Raw genomic sequence first — 14,215 nt, 5'->3', positions numbered from 1 at the left:
GATGCCCGGGCCGGGAGGCCTAGGGCCCCTGCCTCAGGCCCCTGCCCACCAACAGGAGCTCCCCCAGCTCCTGCTCCAGGGCCTTGGCCTCCTCCTCGCTGCGGGCCACCACCAAGATGGTGTCCTCCCCCGCCAGGGTGCCCACGATCTCGTCCCGGCGCAGGCGGTCCAGGAGGAGGGCGATGCCCGAGGCGTGCCCCTCGGCGGTCTTCACCACCAGGATGTTGCCCCCCCGGTCCACGTCCTTCACGAAGAGGCCGAACTGGCGCCTGAGCTCCTCGTGGAGGTCCTCGGGAAGCTCCAAGGAGGGCAGGGCGTACTTGTGCCGCCCCTTGCCCAGGGAGACCCGGGCCAGGCGCAGCTCAGCGATGTCCCGGCTCACCGTAGCCTGGGTCACGTCAAAGCCAAGCTGCCTCAGGCGCTCCACCAGCTCCTTCTGGGTGGCGATCTCCTCCCGGCTCACGATCTCCTGAATGGCGCGGTGCCGTTCCGCTTTGCTCCGCATAAACACCCCTAAGCTTTCCAGAACGTTCTTACGAAGTCCAGTATACGGTCCGCCACCTGACGCTTCGCCATGCGGGGAAGCGCCAGCACCTGCCCGTCCCGGAGGAGGAGGACCACCTCGTTCTCGGGGCTGCCAAAGCCCACCCCCTCCCGGCTCACCCAGTTGAGGACGATGAGGTCCAGGTTCTTGCGCTGGAGTTTACCCTTAGCCCGCTCCAGGCCTTCTTGGGTCTCCATGGCAAAGCCCACCAGGACCTTGTTCCCCTTCTGCTCCCCAAGCTCTTTGAGGATGTCGGGGTTGGGCACCAGGTGGAGGGTCTTGGCCTCGGCCGCCTTGGGCTCCTTGTCCCGCAGGACCTCCTTGGGGCGGTAGTCGGCCACCGCCGCGGCCATGACCACGGCCTCCGCCCAGGCAAAGCGCTCCAGGATGGCCTGGCGCATCTCCAGGGCGCTTTCCACCCGCACCACCTCCACCCCCCAGGGGTCGGGGAGACAGGTGGGCCCGGAGACCAGGACCACCTCCGCCCCCCGGTCCCGAGCGGCCTCGGCCACCGCGTAGCCCTGCCGCCCCGAGGAAGGGTTGGAGAGGAAGCGCACCGGGTCCAGGTACTCCCGGGTGGGCCCGGCGGAGACGAGAAGCCTTAGGCCCTCGAGGTCCTTGGGGGTCAGGAGGGCGTTGAGGCGCTCCAAAAGCTCCTCGGGCTCCAGCATCCGCCCCCACCCCTCCCCTTCCCCCACCGCGGCTAAAGGGCCGTAGCCGGGGCCGAAAACCGCGTGGCCCAGGGCCTTCAGGCGCTCCACGTGGGCCTGGGTCTGGGGGGCCAGCCACATGGCCTCGTTCATGGCCGGGGCCCAGGCCACCCGCCGGGCCCCGGCCAGGAGGGTGGCGGAGAGGAGGTCGTCCGCCAGGCCCAAGGCGGCCTTGGCCAGGGCATCGGCAGTGGCGGGGGCCACCAGGACCACCTCGGCCCAGCGGGCCAATTCAATGTGCAGGGCCCCTCCTTCAGGGCGGAACCAGGCCTCCTCCGTGGCCACCTCACTCCCGGCGGCCACGGCCAGGGAGAGGGGGGTGACGAACTCCAGGGCCCGCGGGGTGGCCAGGACCCGCACCTCGTGCCCTGCCCCCCGCAGGAGGCGCAGGAGGTGGGGGACCTTGATGGCGGCCACCCCGCCCGTCACCCCCACCAGGACCCGGGCCACCTAGGCCTCCTCTTCCCCCACCGGGTAGAGCCTCTCCATCTCCTTCTGGAGGCGGTCCTCGGGGATCAGCCCCTCCCCGAAGACCAGCCGGCCCGTGAGGGCCTCCTTCATGGCCCAGGTGACGGCGTTGGGGTCGTCAAAGAGGCCCTCGAGGGTGCGCATCTTGGGCCTTTCCTCCGGCTCCAGCACGGTGTTCTTGAAGCGGTGGCGCAGGAGTTGCTGGGCCCGCTTGGCCACCACCACCGTGAGCCGGTACTTGGAGTCCACCATGCCAAAGAGCTTGTCAATGCCCGGTTCCGCCATAGTTCCTCCGCAAGATCTCGTCCAGCTCGCCTTCCAGGTCGGGGTCGCGCCTCAGGGCCCGCTCCAGGGCCGGGGCCATCCTGGGGGTGCGGCGGCGCTCCGCGGTGAGGATGGCCAGGAAGTCGGCCACGGCCTCCTCCAGCACGTCGTTCACCACCACGTAGTCAAAGAGGTGGGCGTTTTGGATCTCCCACTCCGCCTGCTCCAGGCGCTTTTGGATCTTCTCCGGGCTGTCCTTGCCCCGGTAGACCAGGCGCCGCTTGAGCTCGGAAAGGGAAGGGGGCAGGAGGAAGATGAGGACCGCCTCGGGCACCCTCTCGCGCACCTGCAAGGCCCCCTGGACCTCTATCTCCAGCAGGACGTCCTCCCCCCGGGCCAGGGCCCTTTCCACCGGGGCCCGGGGGGTGCCGTAGAGGTGGCCCACGTACTCCGCGTGCTCCAGAAAGCCGTCCTCTTGCAGGAGGGCCTCAAAGGTGGGGCGGTCCACGAAGTAGTAGTCCACCCCATCCCGCTCCCCCGGCCGGGGGGCACGGGTGGTCATGGAGATGGAGTAGAAGAGGCGGGTGCGCTCCAGCACCTTGGCCCGCACCGTGCCCTTGCCCACCCCGCTGGCCCCGGTCATGACAAAGAGGCGGCCCCGCATACCCTTCACCCCGGGAGGATACCAGAGGCCACCCCATTGGGGCAAGGATTTTTGTGATCTGGGCACACTTAGCCCGTGGTACACTTGGCCCCGTGGCCTGGTACGAGGGCGCCTTCTTCTATCAGATCTTTCCCGACCGCTTTTTCCGCGCTGGCCCCCCGGGCAAGCCCGCCCCCGCGGGGCCCCTGGAGCCCTGGGAAGCCCCCCCTTCCCTGAGGGGGTTCAAGGGGGGGACGCTCTGGGGAGTGGCGGAGAAGATCCCCTACCTCAAGGACCTGGGGGTGGAGGCCCTTTACCTGAACCCCATCTTCGCCTCCACGGCCAACCACCGCTACCACACCGTGGACTACTTCCAGGTGGACCCCCTCCTGGGGGGCAACGCCGCCTTGCGCCACCTCCTGGAGGTGGCCCATGCCCACGGCATGCGGGTGATCCTGGACGGGGTCTTCAACCACACGGGACGGGGGTTCTTCGCCTTTCAGCACCTCCTGGAAAACGGCCCGCAAAGCCCCTACCGGGACTGGTACCACGTGCGGGGCTTTCCCCTGAACGCCTACGGGGGGCCGGCCAACTACGAGGCCTGGTGGGGCAACCCCGAGCTCCCCAAGCTGCGGGTGGAGACCCCGGCGGTGCGGGAATACCTCCTGGAGGTGGCGGAGCACTGGATCCGCTTCGGGGCCGACGGCTGGCGGCTGGACGTTCCCAACGAGATCCCCGACCCTGAGTTCTGGCGGGCCTTCCGCCGCCGGGTGAAGGGGGCCAACCCCGAGGCCTACATCGTGGGGGAGATCTGGGAGGAGGCCGATGCCTGGCTCCAGGGGGACATGTTTGACGCCACCATGAACTACCCCCTCTCCCGGGCCATCCTGGGCTTCGTGGGCGGGGAGGCCCTGGACCGGGACCTGGCGGGGCGGAGCGGCCTAGGGAGGATAGAGTCTCTCCAGGCCCTGGCCTTCAGCCACCGCCTCGAGGGGCTCTTCGGCCGCTACCGCCCCGAGGCGGTGCGGGCCCAGATGAACCTCCTCACCTCCCACGACACCCCCCGCCTCCTCACCCTCCTGCGGGGAAGTCTGGAACGGGCCCGGCTGGCCCTGGCCCTCCTCTTCCTCCTCCCGGGCAACCCCACGGTGTACTACGGGGAGGAGGTGGGCATGGAGGGGGGCCACGACCCGGAGAACCGGGGGGGCATGGTCTGGGAGGAGGGACGCTGGCGGCAAGAACTTCGGGAAACGGTAAAACGCCTGGCCCGCCTCCGGCGGGAGCACCCCGAGCTACGCACCGCCCCCTACCGGCGCATCTACGCCTCGGACGGCCACCTGGCCTTCACCCGGGGGCCTTACCTGGTGGTGGTGAACGCCAGCCCCCATCCCTTCCGCCAGGACTTCCCCCTGCACGGGGCCCTGCCCCGGGGAGCCCAGGCGGTGGACCTCCTCTCGGGGGCTTTCTGCACCCCCACGGGGGGCCGGCTTTGCGGCCCGGAACTCCCCCCCTTCTCCGTGGCGGTCTGGGTGGAGGTCTAGCCCCAGGCCCCCTCAAAACGGAGGAGCCAGGCCTTGAGCCCCTCCTGCCCGGCGAAGCCCCCGAGCCGGCCATCGGCGTGGATCACCCGGTGGGCGGGAACGAGGAGGAAAAAGGGGGAGGCCCGCAGGGCCGCCCCCACCGCCCGGGGGGTGAGGAGGAGCTCCCGGGCCAGGGCCCCATAGCTGGTGGTGCGGCCATAGGGGATGCGGCGCACCCTCTCGTAGAGGGCCACGCGGGCGGGGGAGAAGCCGGTGTAGTCCAGGGGGAGCTCCAGAAAATCCGGGCGCTTGCCGGCAAAGTAGGCCAGCACCCCCTCGCGCACCGCCTCCGCCAAAGGCCCTACCGCCTCCGGGCCCTCAGGAAACAAAGCCGGCTCCAAGCGCCTGACCCCCCGGAAGGAGACCTCCAGCCAGAGGGGGCCCAGGGGGGTGGGAATGCGCATCAGGGCCCCCGGAAGGCCATGGGAGAAGGGGGCTCGACCCATCCCAGGAGGAGGTCGGAGAGAAAGGTGCCGGGGAAGTAGTGGCCCAGGATCTCCCGGTGGCCGTACCCCGCCTCGGCCATCCCCTTGGCCCCCCACTGGGAAAGCCCCACCCCGTGCCCCGCCCCCCGGCCCACCGCCTCCCAGCCCTGGAACTCCGCCAGGGCCGAGGGCAGGCCCATGAGGCGCAGGAGGCGCTGGGCCTCGGGACCCTGCACCTCCGCCCCCAGAAGCCGCACCCGCCAGGCCCTTCCCGAGGGGCTCCGTTCCAGGACCACGGGGGGGTCCTCCCCCCTCGGGGTCTGGCCCAGGGCGCGCAGGGCGCGCTCGGCCACCTCCCGGCGCACGGGAAGGCGCCAGGCGCTCCTGGGCCCCTGGGCGTAGGGGTCGGGGCGGGGGCGCAGGTAGGGCAGGGGCCTTTGGAATACCTCCTCGCTCCCCGCGGTCATGCCCCCGGAGTCCGCGTGGTAGAGGGCGGAGATGGCCTTTCCCCCGTAGCTCAGCACCTGGCCGCGGGTGGCCACCACCGCCTCCTTATGCCTTGGGGTCTCCGCGGAAAAGCCCAGGTAGACCTGGCAGCGCTCGCTGGCGCAGAGGTCATATGGGGCCTTGGGGTTCAGGCGGTTTATGGCGAAGGTGCGGGCCACCACCGCCTGGGCCTTGAGGGCCTCGAGGGGGAATCCCTGGGGCATCTCCGCCGGCAGGACCCCGAGGAGGTAGTCCTCCAGGAGGACCAGGTTCACCACAAGAAGCCGCCCCTCCTGGACCAGAAGGCGCACCCCACCCCGGTAGGCCCGCCCTTGGAAGGTGAAGTAGGGCACGGCCAGGTCCCAGTAGGGCTGGAGGCGTCCCTCCACCACCGCCCCTTCCGGGGCCCCAAAGGCCCGCACCTCTCCCGAGGGGAGCTTAAGGCGCACCTCCTGCCCCTGGGGCACCTCCTCCAGGAGGACCCGGAGCCAGAGGTCCTTCTCCTGGCCCAGGCCCGGAAGGGCCACCAAGGCCGCCAAAACGAGGAGGATCCCAACCCCCGGCTTCATACCCCTAAGCCCCACTCTACACCCCCACCTATCCCAGGACCAGGGTGGCCCTGCCCAAAAAGGGCGCCTCCGCCAGCCGCCCCAGGGCCTCGGGGTGGCGCAGGGCGTACATGGCGAAGGGATAGACCCGCTCCTGGGGCAGGCCCAGGGGAAGGAGGTGGCGCTTAAGCCGTTCTAGGTGGTGCAGGAGAAGGGCGTCTTGGCCCAGGCGGGAACGGAGGAGCTTGCGCAAAAGCCTCTCCCCCTCCCCCTGAAGCCTTGCGCGGAAGCGGCGGAAGGGCCGCTCCAGGGTGGGGTCTAGGCGCTGGGCCTTCTCAGCCAGGGCCTGGGCCTCCGCGAGAAGCCGGGAAAGCTCGGCCTCCACCTCCCCGTAGCCCTGGAGGAGGGGGCGCACCGCGTCCAGGAAGGCCGCCTCCCCCCGCTCCAGGAAGGCCCAGGGCTCCAGGCGGTACTTCCCCAAGATGCGGGCCGTGGGGGGCTCCAGCACCACGCCCTGCAGGCGCAGGAAGAGGGCGGGCACCTCCAGGCCGTAGAGGCGGTAGACCTGGGAAAGCTCGGCCACATAGCGAAACTCGTTGGGGCCCACCACGAAGCCGGCGGTGGGGAGGACCCAGTCCTGGAAGACCGGCCTCAGCCCCGCCGCCGGGGTCAAGCGGGTGGGATCGGCCCGCAGGAGCTCCAAAAGCTCCTTCCGGGTATACCGCCTTACCCCGTCGGTGAAGGCTCCCTCCTGGTAGAAGAGGAGCCGGCGGGCGTCCGTCTCCAGGAAGAGGTTGGTGGCCCCGGGCTTGCGCTTCAGGGGAGGCTTTCCCCCCAGGGCCTGGATGCGCTCGGCCTCCTGGTTGATGGCCTGGGCGCTGGCCAGGGGGTCAGAAAGCTCCCGCTCCAGCACCTCCTGGAAAAGGGGGGCGAGCTCCGGGGCCATGGGGTCAAAGGGCAGGAGGCCCCGCTCCCCCATGAAGGCCAGGAGCAGGCGGGCGAAGAACTCGGAAAGGGTCTCGCCTTCCAGGGCATAGGCCACCCTCGAGTCCCGGGCCCAGGGACCCAGAAAGCCCCCCAGGGCCTCGCGGTAAGGGGCCAGGGGGATGCGCCCGGCGGGAAGGGGGGGCAGGGGCAGGGAGAGGGTGCGGACCGCCTCCTCCTCCAGGAGGTGGAGGTGGCGCACCTCTTCCACGTCGTGGTCCTGGGAGGCCACCCAGAAGACCCCGGCCGCCCCCACCCCCTCCGCCAGGCCCAAGGCGGTGTGGGCCTTGTAGAAGGTGAGGGCAGGGCCTCCCAGAAGCCCCGCCTGCTGCCCCGTGACCACCGCCCCCCGGGCCAGGCGCCCCAGGGCGGCCAGGGAGGCCTGCGGGGCCCCCAGGCGCCTGAGGTAGGCGGAGAGGGCCGGCAGAAGGCCAGGATGCCCCGCCCGGCCCAGGCGTTCCCTTAAGGCCGCTTCCCCCTGGGGCAGGCCCAGGAGCTGGGCCAGGAGGAGGGTTTCCATGCTTCAAAGCCTAAAGCGCTTCCGCCAGCCGGGCAAGGGCCTCCCGGTCGCGGATCTCCACCCGGCGGTACCCCAGGTCCACCACCCCCAGGAGGGCCCACTCCCCCAGGAGCTTGGTCACCGTCTCCCGGGTGGCCCCCACCATGTGGGCCAGGTCCTGGTGGGAAAAGGCCACCTCCCCCGCCGCGGCAAGCCGCAGGAGGAGGCGGGCCAGGCGCTGGGCCACGGAGAGGTGGCGCACCTCCCAAAGCCGCTCCTCCACCGCCTTGAGCCGGGCGTAGAGGGCGCCGAGGAGGAAGCGCTCCACCTGGGGAAACTCCCGCAGGGGGGCAAGGGCCTCCGTGGGGGCGAAGAGGAGCTCGGCGTAGGTGAGGGCCGTGGCCCCGTGGGTGCGCCTCCCCTCCCCCACCAGGGCCTCCTCCCCCAGAAGCTCCCCGGGGCCCACCACCCCCAAGGTGGCAGGCTCCCCGGCGGGGGACCGGGGGCCTTCCAGCCAAACCAGGCCCTCCCGCACCAGGTAGACCCCCTCCACCCGGTCCCCCAAGGCGTAGAGGACGGCCCCCCGCCGCACCCGGAGGGGCTGGAAGACTCGGGCCGCCTCCCGCCGGGCCTCGAGGGGAAGCTCCTGGAACATGCCCTGAGTCTACAAAAAGAGGGGCTCGGCGGAGGGGGGAAGGAGCCCCCGGGCCTCGGCCTCGGCGAAAAGCCGCCGCACGGCCCTCTCCCCCTCCTCCCCCACCTCGAGGCTGAACGCGTTCACGTAGGTGCGCACGTGGGCCCAGATGACCTCCTCGGAGAGCTCCTGGGCGTGGGCCTTCAGGTAGGGCAGGGTCTTTTGGGGATGGGCCTGGGCGTATTCCAGGCTCCGCCGCACCGCCTCGTCCAGGGCCCGGATGAGCCCCTCCCCCAGGTCCCGCCGGGCCAGGATGGCCCCCAGGGGCAGGGGAAGCCCCGTGGCCTCCTCCCACCACGCCCCCAGGTCCACCACCTTTTCCAGGCCGTACTGGGGGTAGGTGAAGCGGCTTTCGTGGATGATGAGGCCCGCCTCCACCTCCCCTGCGGCCACCAGGGGCAGGATCTGGTCGTAGCGCACCTCCAGGGGGTGGAAGCCCGTGGCGTAGAGGGAAAGGAGGAGGTAGGCCGTGGTGTTCTGCCCGGGGATGGCCACCCGCACCCCCTCCAGGCTCCGCAGGGGGCGCCGGGCCACCACCAAGGGTCCCACCCCCCGGCCCAGGGCCCCCCCGCTCCTCAGGGCCACGTAGCGGTCCCGCACCCGGCCGTAGGCGGCGTAGGAGAGCTTGGTGAGGGGAAGCCGGCCCTCCAGGGCCCAGCGGTTTAGGGTCTCCACGTCCTCCAGCACGGGCTCCACCGGCCTGGGGCTGGGGACCAGGCCGTGGGCCAGGGCGTAGAAGATGAAGGTGTCGTTGGGGCAGGGGGAGTAGCCCAGCTTAAGCGCCTCCATAGGGCCTACTGTACCCCCTTGAGGGCCTTTTTGAAGAGCTCGGGGGCGAAGAGCTTCAGGGCCCGCAGGAAACCCGTGGCTCCCCGGGCGCGGCCGGGGATAACGTAGACCGGGACTCCCAGGCGCTCGGCCTCGAGGCGCACCGGCTCGGAGAGGTCGTGGCCCACGTAGCTGGAGACGATCATCAGGCCGTGGGCCTTCTCCAGGCGGTTCTGGATGCGCCTCAGGGCCTCCTTCCCCACCCCGGCGCTGTCGGCGTCGTACCAGTCCACCCTAAGGCCCCGGGCCTCCAGGAAGGGCACCAGGCGGCTGCGGAGCTGGGTGTGCCCCCCCACCACCAGGAGGTGCTCCCCGTGGAACTGGGGCAGGGCCTCCTCCAGGAGCTCCTGGGGGGCCTCGGGCAGGGCCCGCACCTCCTCGCCCAAGGCGCTGAGGCCCTGCCCCACCGCCTTAAGCTCCTCCAGGTAAAGGGCCAGGCTCTCGTCGTGGGGCCGGAGGAAGAGGAGGTTGCGCAACACCTCCCGGGCCAGCTCCAGGTCCTTTTCCCGGTAGAGGGCCACCTCCAGGGCCTTCTGCCAGTACTCGGCGGCCAGGCGCCAGTTCCCCTGGGCCTCGTAGTGCTCCGCCAGGTCAAAGAGGACCTCCAGGGCCTGGGGGTTGGCCTTAAGTTCCTCCAGGAGGAGGCTTTCCGCCTCCTCCTTCCGCCCCGCCCCGTGGAGGGCGGCCAGGTACTGGCCGCGCACCGCCTGGGCCTCGGGGCTTTCCCGGAAGGAACGGGAGAGCCGGTAGGCCAGGGCCAAAAGCTCCAGGGGGGGCCCGGGGGTGTGGCCCAGGGCCTGGTAGAGGACGCTAAAGGCCGCCCAGGGCCCCTCCAGCCTCTCCAACAGGGCCAGAAGCCCCAAAAGGTCCTCCTCCGCCACCTCCTGAAGCCCCGCGTCCCGGGCCCGGGAGAGGAGCTCCCGGGCCAGCACCTCCTCGCCCCCCTTGAGGGCCTCCTGGGCCAGGCGGAAGAGGTAGGGGGCCGGGTAGGCCCTGAGGGCGTGGGCCCGCTTGTGGTCCCCCAGGACCTCCCGTAAGGGACGCCTCAGGGCCCGCTTCACCTCCGCCAGGTGGTGGAAGGCCAGGCCCGCCACCTCCCCTTCCCCGTGCCGCGCCGCCCGCTCCAGGAGGTAGAGGGCCTCGCGAAACCGCCCCTCTCCCCGCCGCAACATGCCCAGGAGGAGGAGGGCCTCGGGGATCTCCGCCCGGGCCAGGGCCTCGGTGAGGTAGGGCTCCAGGGGCTTGAGGTCCTCCTGCCCCCGGAGGTCCAGGGGGGAACGCACCCTTAAGGCGGCCAGGGCCAGGCCCAAAAAGCCCTCCGCCTCGTCCAGGTCGGCAAGCCTGCGGGCGTAGCGCTCCGCCCGGGCAAAAAGCCCCTGGAGGAGGGCGGCCTTGAGCCCCAGGCGGAGCATCTCCCGGGTGAGGAGGCCCGGGGCCAGGTCCTCCACGAACTCCGCCCGGCGGCTCACCTCGGCCCACTCCCCCTCCTTGGCGAAGCGGCGCATGCGCTCGGTGATGCGCTCCAGGGCCTCCCGCACGTACCCCTCAGCCTCGGGAAGCCCCGACTCCACGAACTGGCGCAGGGCGTCCGCGTAGCGCCCCTGGGCCAGGTAGACCCGGCCCAGGTAGAGCCGGTACCGCCCGCCCCGTCCCGCCAGGGCCTCGAGGCGGGCCTTGGCCCGCTCGTACTCCCCGAGCTCCACCAGGACCAGGGCCCGCAGGTCCTCCGCCTCCTCGCTCATGGCCGCCCGCAGGGCCTCCTCGGCCTCCGCGTGGCGGGAGAGGGCGAAAAGGGCCCGCCCCCGGAGGTAGGCGGCCTCCCCCGAAGCCGCCTCGGGCAGGCGGGCCAGCACCTCGGCGTAGCGTCCCGCCTCCAGAAGGGCCCGCACCTCGGTAAGGTCAGCCCCCTGGACCAGCACGGGAAGGGGCGTTTCCTCCTCCGGGAACTCGGCCTCCTCCCAGGCCGTGGCCTCCAGCACCTCAGGCCGCCGCCCCAGGACGAGGAAGTACTCCCCCTCCCCCACCCGCTCCACCTGAGTGAAGCCCAGGCGCACCAGGCCCTCCTCCACCCCTTCGGGGCTCTTGCCCAGGAAGGGGCCGTGGCCGTAAACGAGAAGCCCCCCGGGCCGCAGGAGCCTGGCCAAGAGGGGGAGGCGCTCAAAAAAGGCGAAGCGCTTCCAGAAGGCCTCGGCCTCGAGGCGGCTTTCCATCCCCTGGTCCACCCTCCCCTCGGGGAACACGGAAAGGAGCAAAAGGGTGTCAAAGGGAGGAAGCTCCACCTCCTCGGCCCAGCCCAGGTGCCAGGTGACCTCGGGCACCCGCCGCCGCCCCACCTCCACCGCCTCGGCCACCCCGTCCAGGGCGTGCCAGGAGAGCTCGGGGCGCTTGCGCTGCAGATAGCCCACCAGGGCCCCGGTGAAGGCCCCCACCTCCAGGACCCGCCCCTCCACCCGGGGAGGCACCTCCCGGGCGTAGAACTCCAGAAAGGGCAGGTGCATGCCGTAGACCAGGGCCTCTCCCCTGGGCACCCGGAGCACCTCCCGGTAAAAACTTCGCACCGCCTCCTGCCCCCCGCCCCCCAGGTAGGCCCGCCAGGCCCGGAGGAGGGGCTCCCGTTTGGCAGGGCTTCCCACCCGTTTGGCCAGCTCCGCCTCAAAGCGGCCCGGGGAGACCGGCCCCAAGACCCCAAACCGCTCCTTCAGGTACAGCTTTAGCTCGTCGGGCATTTGCCGGGAGTGTACCAAAAGAGGGGGGTACTGGTCCAGACGATACCCCCCGGGCTCAGGGCCCGGGGGGCACGATGGGGGGTTTAGCGCACCGCCTCGGCCTGGAAGAGGTCGGCGTAGCGCCGCTTGGCCCGGGCAGGGGCCCGGTGCCACACGTAGGAGGCCAGGAGGGGGAAGGCCAGGGTGGCCTCGGCGAAGACCATCTGGGAGAGGGCCGCGTCCACCTTGCCCCAGCTCTGCGCCTCGGAGAGGGTGGAGCCGGAAAGCCCCCCGTCGCGCTCATCGGCCACGGTGATCTGGATGGCGTACTTGTGCATCTCCACCTGGTGGCCCAGGACCTCCGCGGCCACCACGATGTCCTGGGCGAAGTTCTTGGGCACCCCGCCCCCCAGCATGACCAGGCCGGTGGTGCCGGCTTTGAGCTTGATCTCCGTGAGCTCACGGAAGTCGGCCACGGAGTCAATGGTCACGTGGGCCTTCGGGTTTTTCACCTGGTGGTAGACCAGGCCGAAGCCCGCGGAGGAGTCGGAGAAGGCGGGGACGAAGATGGGCACCCCCTCCTCGTAGGCGGCCCGCACGATGCTCTTCTCCCCCAGGCCCCTTTGGGCCAGGTAGCGGCCCATGTGCCAGATGAACTCCCGGCTGGAGTAGGGGCGGGGCTCCAGGCCGTCGGCGATCTCGGCGATGGTGTAGTCGGTGTGGCGGAGCTCCTCCTCGTCAATGTAGGTGTCGTAAATGCGGTCAATCCAGAGGCGCCTCAGGGTCTCGTCGTCGGCCTTGGGGTCCCCCTGGTAGTGGCGGTGGCCCAGGGCCTCAAAGAAGTCCTGGTCCACGATGTTGGCCCCCGTGGCCACGATGGCGTCCACCAGCCCCTTGCGGATGAGGTCGTGGACGATGAGGCCCTGGCCGGCGGAGACCAGGCTCCCCGCCAGGGTGAGGATGACGGCGGCGTCGTCCTCCAGCATCCGCAGGTAGATCTCCGCCGCCCGGTGGAGGTTCCGGGCCTGGAAGGCCGTCTTGCCCATGGCCTCCAGGATGGGTCCGGCGTCAAAGGCCTTGATGTCTATGGGGACCACGGGCGTAGAGAGGAGGTCTTTCTTCTGCATGCTTCTCCTTTCTACGCGGGGTGGGCGTCGGGCGACTCCCCCCTTCCTGCGCCCCCTGCCCCTTACGGCAGGACTTCAAGTATACCACCCCCGGCGATGGGGGGGAAGACCTCCAAAGGACCCTCCACCTCCTCCTCCAGCTCCACCACCCGCTCCCCCACGGCCAGGAGCCAGACCTCCTCCAGGGGTATGCCCAGGCGCAGGAGGGCCTCCTTGGGGGTTTTGGCCTCCACCTCAAGCCGCTCCCCGTAGCGGCGCAGGTCCCCGTGCAGGCGCACCTCCATCAGTACCCCTCCTGGACCACGTTCAAAAGGGGCTCTCCCCTGAGGTAGCGCCCCACCTGCTCGGCCAGGAAGCGGGCCGCCCGCTGGACGAAGCCCTGGGAGAAGCCGGCCACGTGGGGGGTGATCACCACCCCCGGGGCCCGCCAGAGGGGATGGTCGGGGGGCAGGGGTTCGGGGTCGGTCACGTCCAAGGCGGCGCGCACCCGGCCCGCCTCCAGGGCCTCCAGGAGGGCCTCGGTCTCCACCAGGGCCCCCCGGCCGGCGTTGAGGAGCAGGGCCCCGGGCCTCATCTGGGCCAGGAACTCCCGGTTCACCACCCCCCGGGTCTCCGGGGTGAGGGGCAGGAGGAGGACCACGGCGTCCGCCCGGGGCAGAAGGTGGGGGAGGTCCTGGGGGGTGTAGACCCCGGGGCGGGGGCGCCGGGCCACGGGCAGGAGCTCCACGCCGAAGGGCCTGAGCCTTTCCTCCACCGCCTTACCGATGGAGCCGTAGCCCAGGAGGAGGATGGTCTTGCCCTCGAGGTCGGCAAGCTGCCGGGGAGCCCAGCGCCCTTGGCCCTGGGCCTGCCAGAAGCCGGGCAGGTCCTTGAGGAGGGCCAGGAGCAGGGCCACCACCCACTCGGCCACGGGCACATCGTGGATCCCCGAACCATCGCAGAGGACCACCCCCTGGGGCACAAGGGGCAGGATCCAGTCCACCCCCGCGGAGAGGGTCTGGACCACCCTCACCTCCACCTGGGCCAGGACCTGCCGCACCACCTCCTCCTGGCCAAAGGGCGGAAGGAAGAAGTCCGCGGCCTTGGGCCAGGGCTCGTCCAGGTGGCGCACCTCCACCCCCTGGGGGAGGAGGGCAAAGACCTCCGGCCTAAGCCTCGGGGCCAAAATCCTCACGGCGCACCTCCATGTACACGTCCTCCCGCCCCCCCGGGCCCGGGCCCAGGCCCACCTCGCGGAAGCCCGCCTTCTGGAAGGCCCGGCGGGCCCGCAGGTTGTGGGCGAAGGTGCGGAGCCGGACCCGCTTGAGGCCCAGGGGGCCGAAGGCGTAGGTGAGGAGGGCCCGCACCGCCTCGGTGCCGTAGCCCTGGCCCCAGCGGTCCTTGCGGCCGATGAGGATGCCCAGGGTGCCCTCCTCGGGGGTAAGGTCGTACAGCTCCACCGTGCCCAGGTACTCCCCTGCCTCATCCAGAATGGCGAAGGCCAGGCGGTCCTTGCGCCGGGTCTCGGCCTGGACGAAGCGCTTGAAAAGCCAGAAGGGGGAGCGCAGGGGACTGGACCCGTTCCATTCGGCCACCTCGGGGTCGCGGAAGGTCTCGTAGAGCCCTTTCCACTCCGCCTCGGTGAGCCCCGCGCTGAAGGGCTTCAGGGTGACGCGGCCGTAGCGGGGCCAGTCCACGGCCATAGCCTAACAAAACCCCGGGGGAAGCCTC

General features: G+C 71.1%; 15 protein-coding genes. 1 reads left to right on the top strand and 14 read right to left on the bottom strand.

Translation table 11 applies throughout. From position 1 onward, the window contains the following. Positions 1–19: 19 nt before the first annotated feature. The 4 genes from argR to gmk are packed head-to-tail and all read right to left on the bottom strand — an operon-like array spanning position 20 to position 2,650. A complete protein-coding gene (gene argR, locus B128_RS0105850) occupies positions 20–505 on the bottom strand; it encodes an arginine repressor (RefSeq protein WP_018111343.1) in 486 nt (161 codons plus the stop codon). An 8-nt stretch (positions 506–513) separates the two neighbouring features. Continuing rightward, positions 514–1,704, bottom strand: coding sequence for a bifunctional phosphopantothenoylcysteine decarboxylase/phosphopantothenate--cysteine ligase CoaBC (gene coaBC, locus B128_RS0105845; protein WP_018111342.1), 1,191 nt, complete (start codon positions 1,702–1,704; stop codon positions 514–516). Continuing rightward, a complete protein-coding gene (gene rpoZ, locus B128_RS0105840; protein WP_018111341.1) occupies positions 1,705–2,007 on the bottom strand; it encodes a DNA-directed RNA polymerase subunit omega in 303 nt (100 codons plus the stop codon). It lies immediately after the preceding gene. After that, positions 1,988–2,650, bottom strand: a complete 663-nt coding sequence (gene gmk, locus B128_RS0105835) for a guanylate kinase (protein ID WP_018111340.1) — start codon at positions 2,648–2,650, stop codon at positions 1,988–1,990. The genes rpoZ and gmk overlap by 20 nt, the downstream gene beginning before the upstream one ends. Before the next feature lie 92 nt (positions 2,651–2,742). Here gmk and B128_RS0105830 point away from each other — a divergent pair, with 92 nt between their 5' ends. Next, a complete protein-coding gene (locus B128_RS0105830; protein ID WP_018111339.1) occupies positions 2,743–4,170 on the top strand; it encodes an alpha-amylase family glycosyl hydrolase in 1,428 nt (475 codons plus the stop codon). Here the strand turns inward: B128_RS0105830 and B128_RS12860 are convergent. The 10 genes from B128_RS12860 to B128_RS0105780 all read right to left on the bottom strand — a co-directional run bounded on the left by B128_RS12860 (position 4,167) and on the right by B128_RS0105780 (position 14,181). Continuing rightward, the gene (locus B128_RS12860; RefSeq protein WP_018111338.1) at positions 4,167–4,613 is read right to left on the bottom strand and encodes a methylated-DNA--[protein]-cysteine S-methyltransferase; all 447 of its coding nucleotides are present in this window, start codon (positions 4,611–4,613) and stop codon (positions 4,167–4,169) included. The two genes, B128_RS0105830 and B128_RS12860, sit on opposite strands and share 4 nt — an antisense overlap. Next, entirely contained in the window at positions 4,613–5,689 is a 1,077-nt protein-coding gene (locus B128_RS12265) for a SpoIID/LytB domain-containing protein (protein ID WP_018111337.1), read from the bottom strand. The genes B128_RS12860 and B128_RS12265 overlap by 1 nt, the downstream gene beginning before the upstream one ends. Before the next feature lie 28 nt (positions 5,690–5,717). Then, entirely contained in the window at positions 5,718–7,172 is a 1,455-nt protein-coding gene (gene bshC / locus B128_RS0105815; RefSeq protein ID WP_018111336.1) for a bacillithiol biosynthesis cysteine-adding enzyme BshC, read from the bottom strand. Between the two features lie 10 nt (positions 7,173–7,182). Next, positions 7,183–7,806 (bottom strand): Crp/Fnr family transcriptional regulator, encoded by a 624-nt coding sequence (locus tag B128_RS0105810; RefSeq protein ID WP_018111335.1) that lies wholly within the window; start codon positions 7,804–7,806, stop codon positions 7,183–7,185. 9 nt (positions 7,807–7,815) lie between these two features. After that, positions 7,816–8,634 carry a menaquinone biosynthesis family protein gene (locus B128_RS0105805; RefSeq protein ID WP_018111334.1) on the bottom strand — a complete coding sequence of 273 codons (819 nt, stop codon included), beginning with the start codon at positions 8,632–8,634 and terminating at the stop codon, positions 7,816–7,818. A gap of 5 nt (positions 8,635–8,639) precedes the next feature. Beyond that, the gene (locus tag B128_RS0105800; RefSeq protein ID WP_018111333.1) at positions 8,640–11,399 is read right to left on the bottom strand and encodes a tetratricopeptide repeat protein; all 2,760 of its coding nucleotides are present in this window, start codon (positions 11,397–11,399) and stop codon (positions 8,640–8,642) included. A gap of 83 nt (positions 11,400–11,482) precedes the next feature. After that, entirely contained in the window at positions 11,483–12,505 is a 1,023-nt protein-coding gene (locus B128_RS0105795) for a 1,9-bis(guanidino)-5-aza-nonane synthase (RefSeq protein WP_018111332.1), read from the bottom strand. 62 nt (positions 12,506–12,567) lie between these two features. Further along, positions 12,568–12,789, bottom strand: a complete 222-nt coding sequence (locus tag B128_RS0105790) for a hypothetical protein (protein ID WP_018111331.1) — start codon at positions 12,787–12,789, stop codon at positions 12,568–12,570. Beyond that, complete coding sequence (locus tag B128_RS0105785; RefSeq protein ID WP_018111330.1) at positions 12,789–13,679, bottom strand: 2-hydroxyacid dehydrogenase; 891 nt, start codon at positions 13,677–13,679, stop codon at positions 12,789–12,791. The genes B128_RS0105790 and B128_RS0105785 overlap by 1 nt, the downstream gene beginning before the upstream one ends. After that, positions 13,654–14,181, bottom strand: a complete 528-nt coding sequence (locus B128_RS0105780; RefSeq protein ID WP_026175055.1) for a GNAT family N-acetyltransferase — start codon at positions 14,179–14,181, stop codon at positions 13,654–13,656. Before B128_RS0105780 ends, B128_RS0105785 begins: the two co-directional genes overlap by 26 nt. Positions 14,182–14,215 lie beyond the last annotated feature (34 nt).

Source organism: Thermus igniterrae ATCC 700962 (assembly GCF_000376265.1).
Classification (GTDB): domain Bacteria; phylum Deinococcota; class Deinococci; order Deinococcales; family Thermaceae; genus Thermus; species Thermus igniterrae.
This window is presented reverse-complemented; position numbering and strand designations above follow the sequence as displayed.

Coding starts and splice junctions, on each gene's coding strand:
- B128_RS12265 (WP_018111337.1), bottom strand. CDS start 5,689: ATGAAGCCGGGGGTTGGGATCCTCCTCGTTTTGGCGGCCTTGGTGGCC.
- B128_RS0105805 (WP_018111334.1), bottom strand. CDS start 8,634: ATGGAGGCGCTTAAGCTGGGCTACTCCCCCTGCCCCAACGACACCTTC.
- rpoZ (WP_018111341.1), bottom strand. CDS start 2,007: ATGGCGGAACCGGGCATTGACAAGCTCTTTGGCATGGTGGACTCCAAG.
- B128_RS0105810 (WP_018111335.1), bottom strand. CDS start 7,806: ATGTTCCAGGAGCTTCCCCTCGAGGCCCGGCGGGAGGCGGCCCGAGTC.
- argR (WP_018111343.1), bottom strand. CDS start 505: ATGCGGAGCAAAGCGGAACGGCACCGCGCCATTCAGGAGATCGTGAGC.
- B128_RS0105790 (WP_018111331.1), bottom strand. CDS start 12,789: ATGGAGGTGCGCCTGCACGGGGACCTGCGCCGCTACGGGGAGCGGCTT.
- gmk (WP_018111340.1), bottom strand. CDS start 2,650: ATGCGGGGCCGCCTCTTTGTCATGACCGGGGCCAGCGGGGTGGGCAAG.
- B128_RS0105795 (WP_018111332.1), bottom strand. CDS start 12,505: ATGCAGAAGAAAGACCTCCTCTCTACGCCCGTGGTCCCCATAGACATC.
- bshC (WP_018111336.1), bottom strand. CDS start 7,172: ATGGAAACCCTCCTCCTGGCCCAGCTCCTGGGCCTGCCCCAGGGGGAA.
- B128_RS0105800 (WP_018111333.1), bottom strand. CDS start 11,399: ATGCCCGACGAGCTAAAGCTGTACCTGAAGGAGCGGTTTGGGGTCTTG.
- B128_RS12860 (WP_018111338.1), bottom strand. CDS start 4,613: ATGCGCATTCCCACCCCCCTGGGCCCCCTCTGGCTGGAGGTCTCCTTC.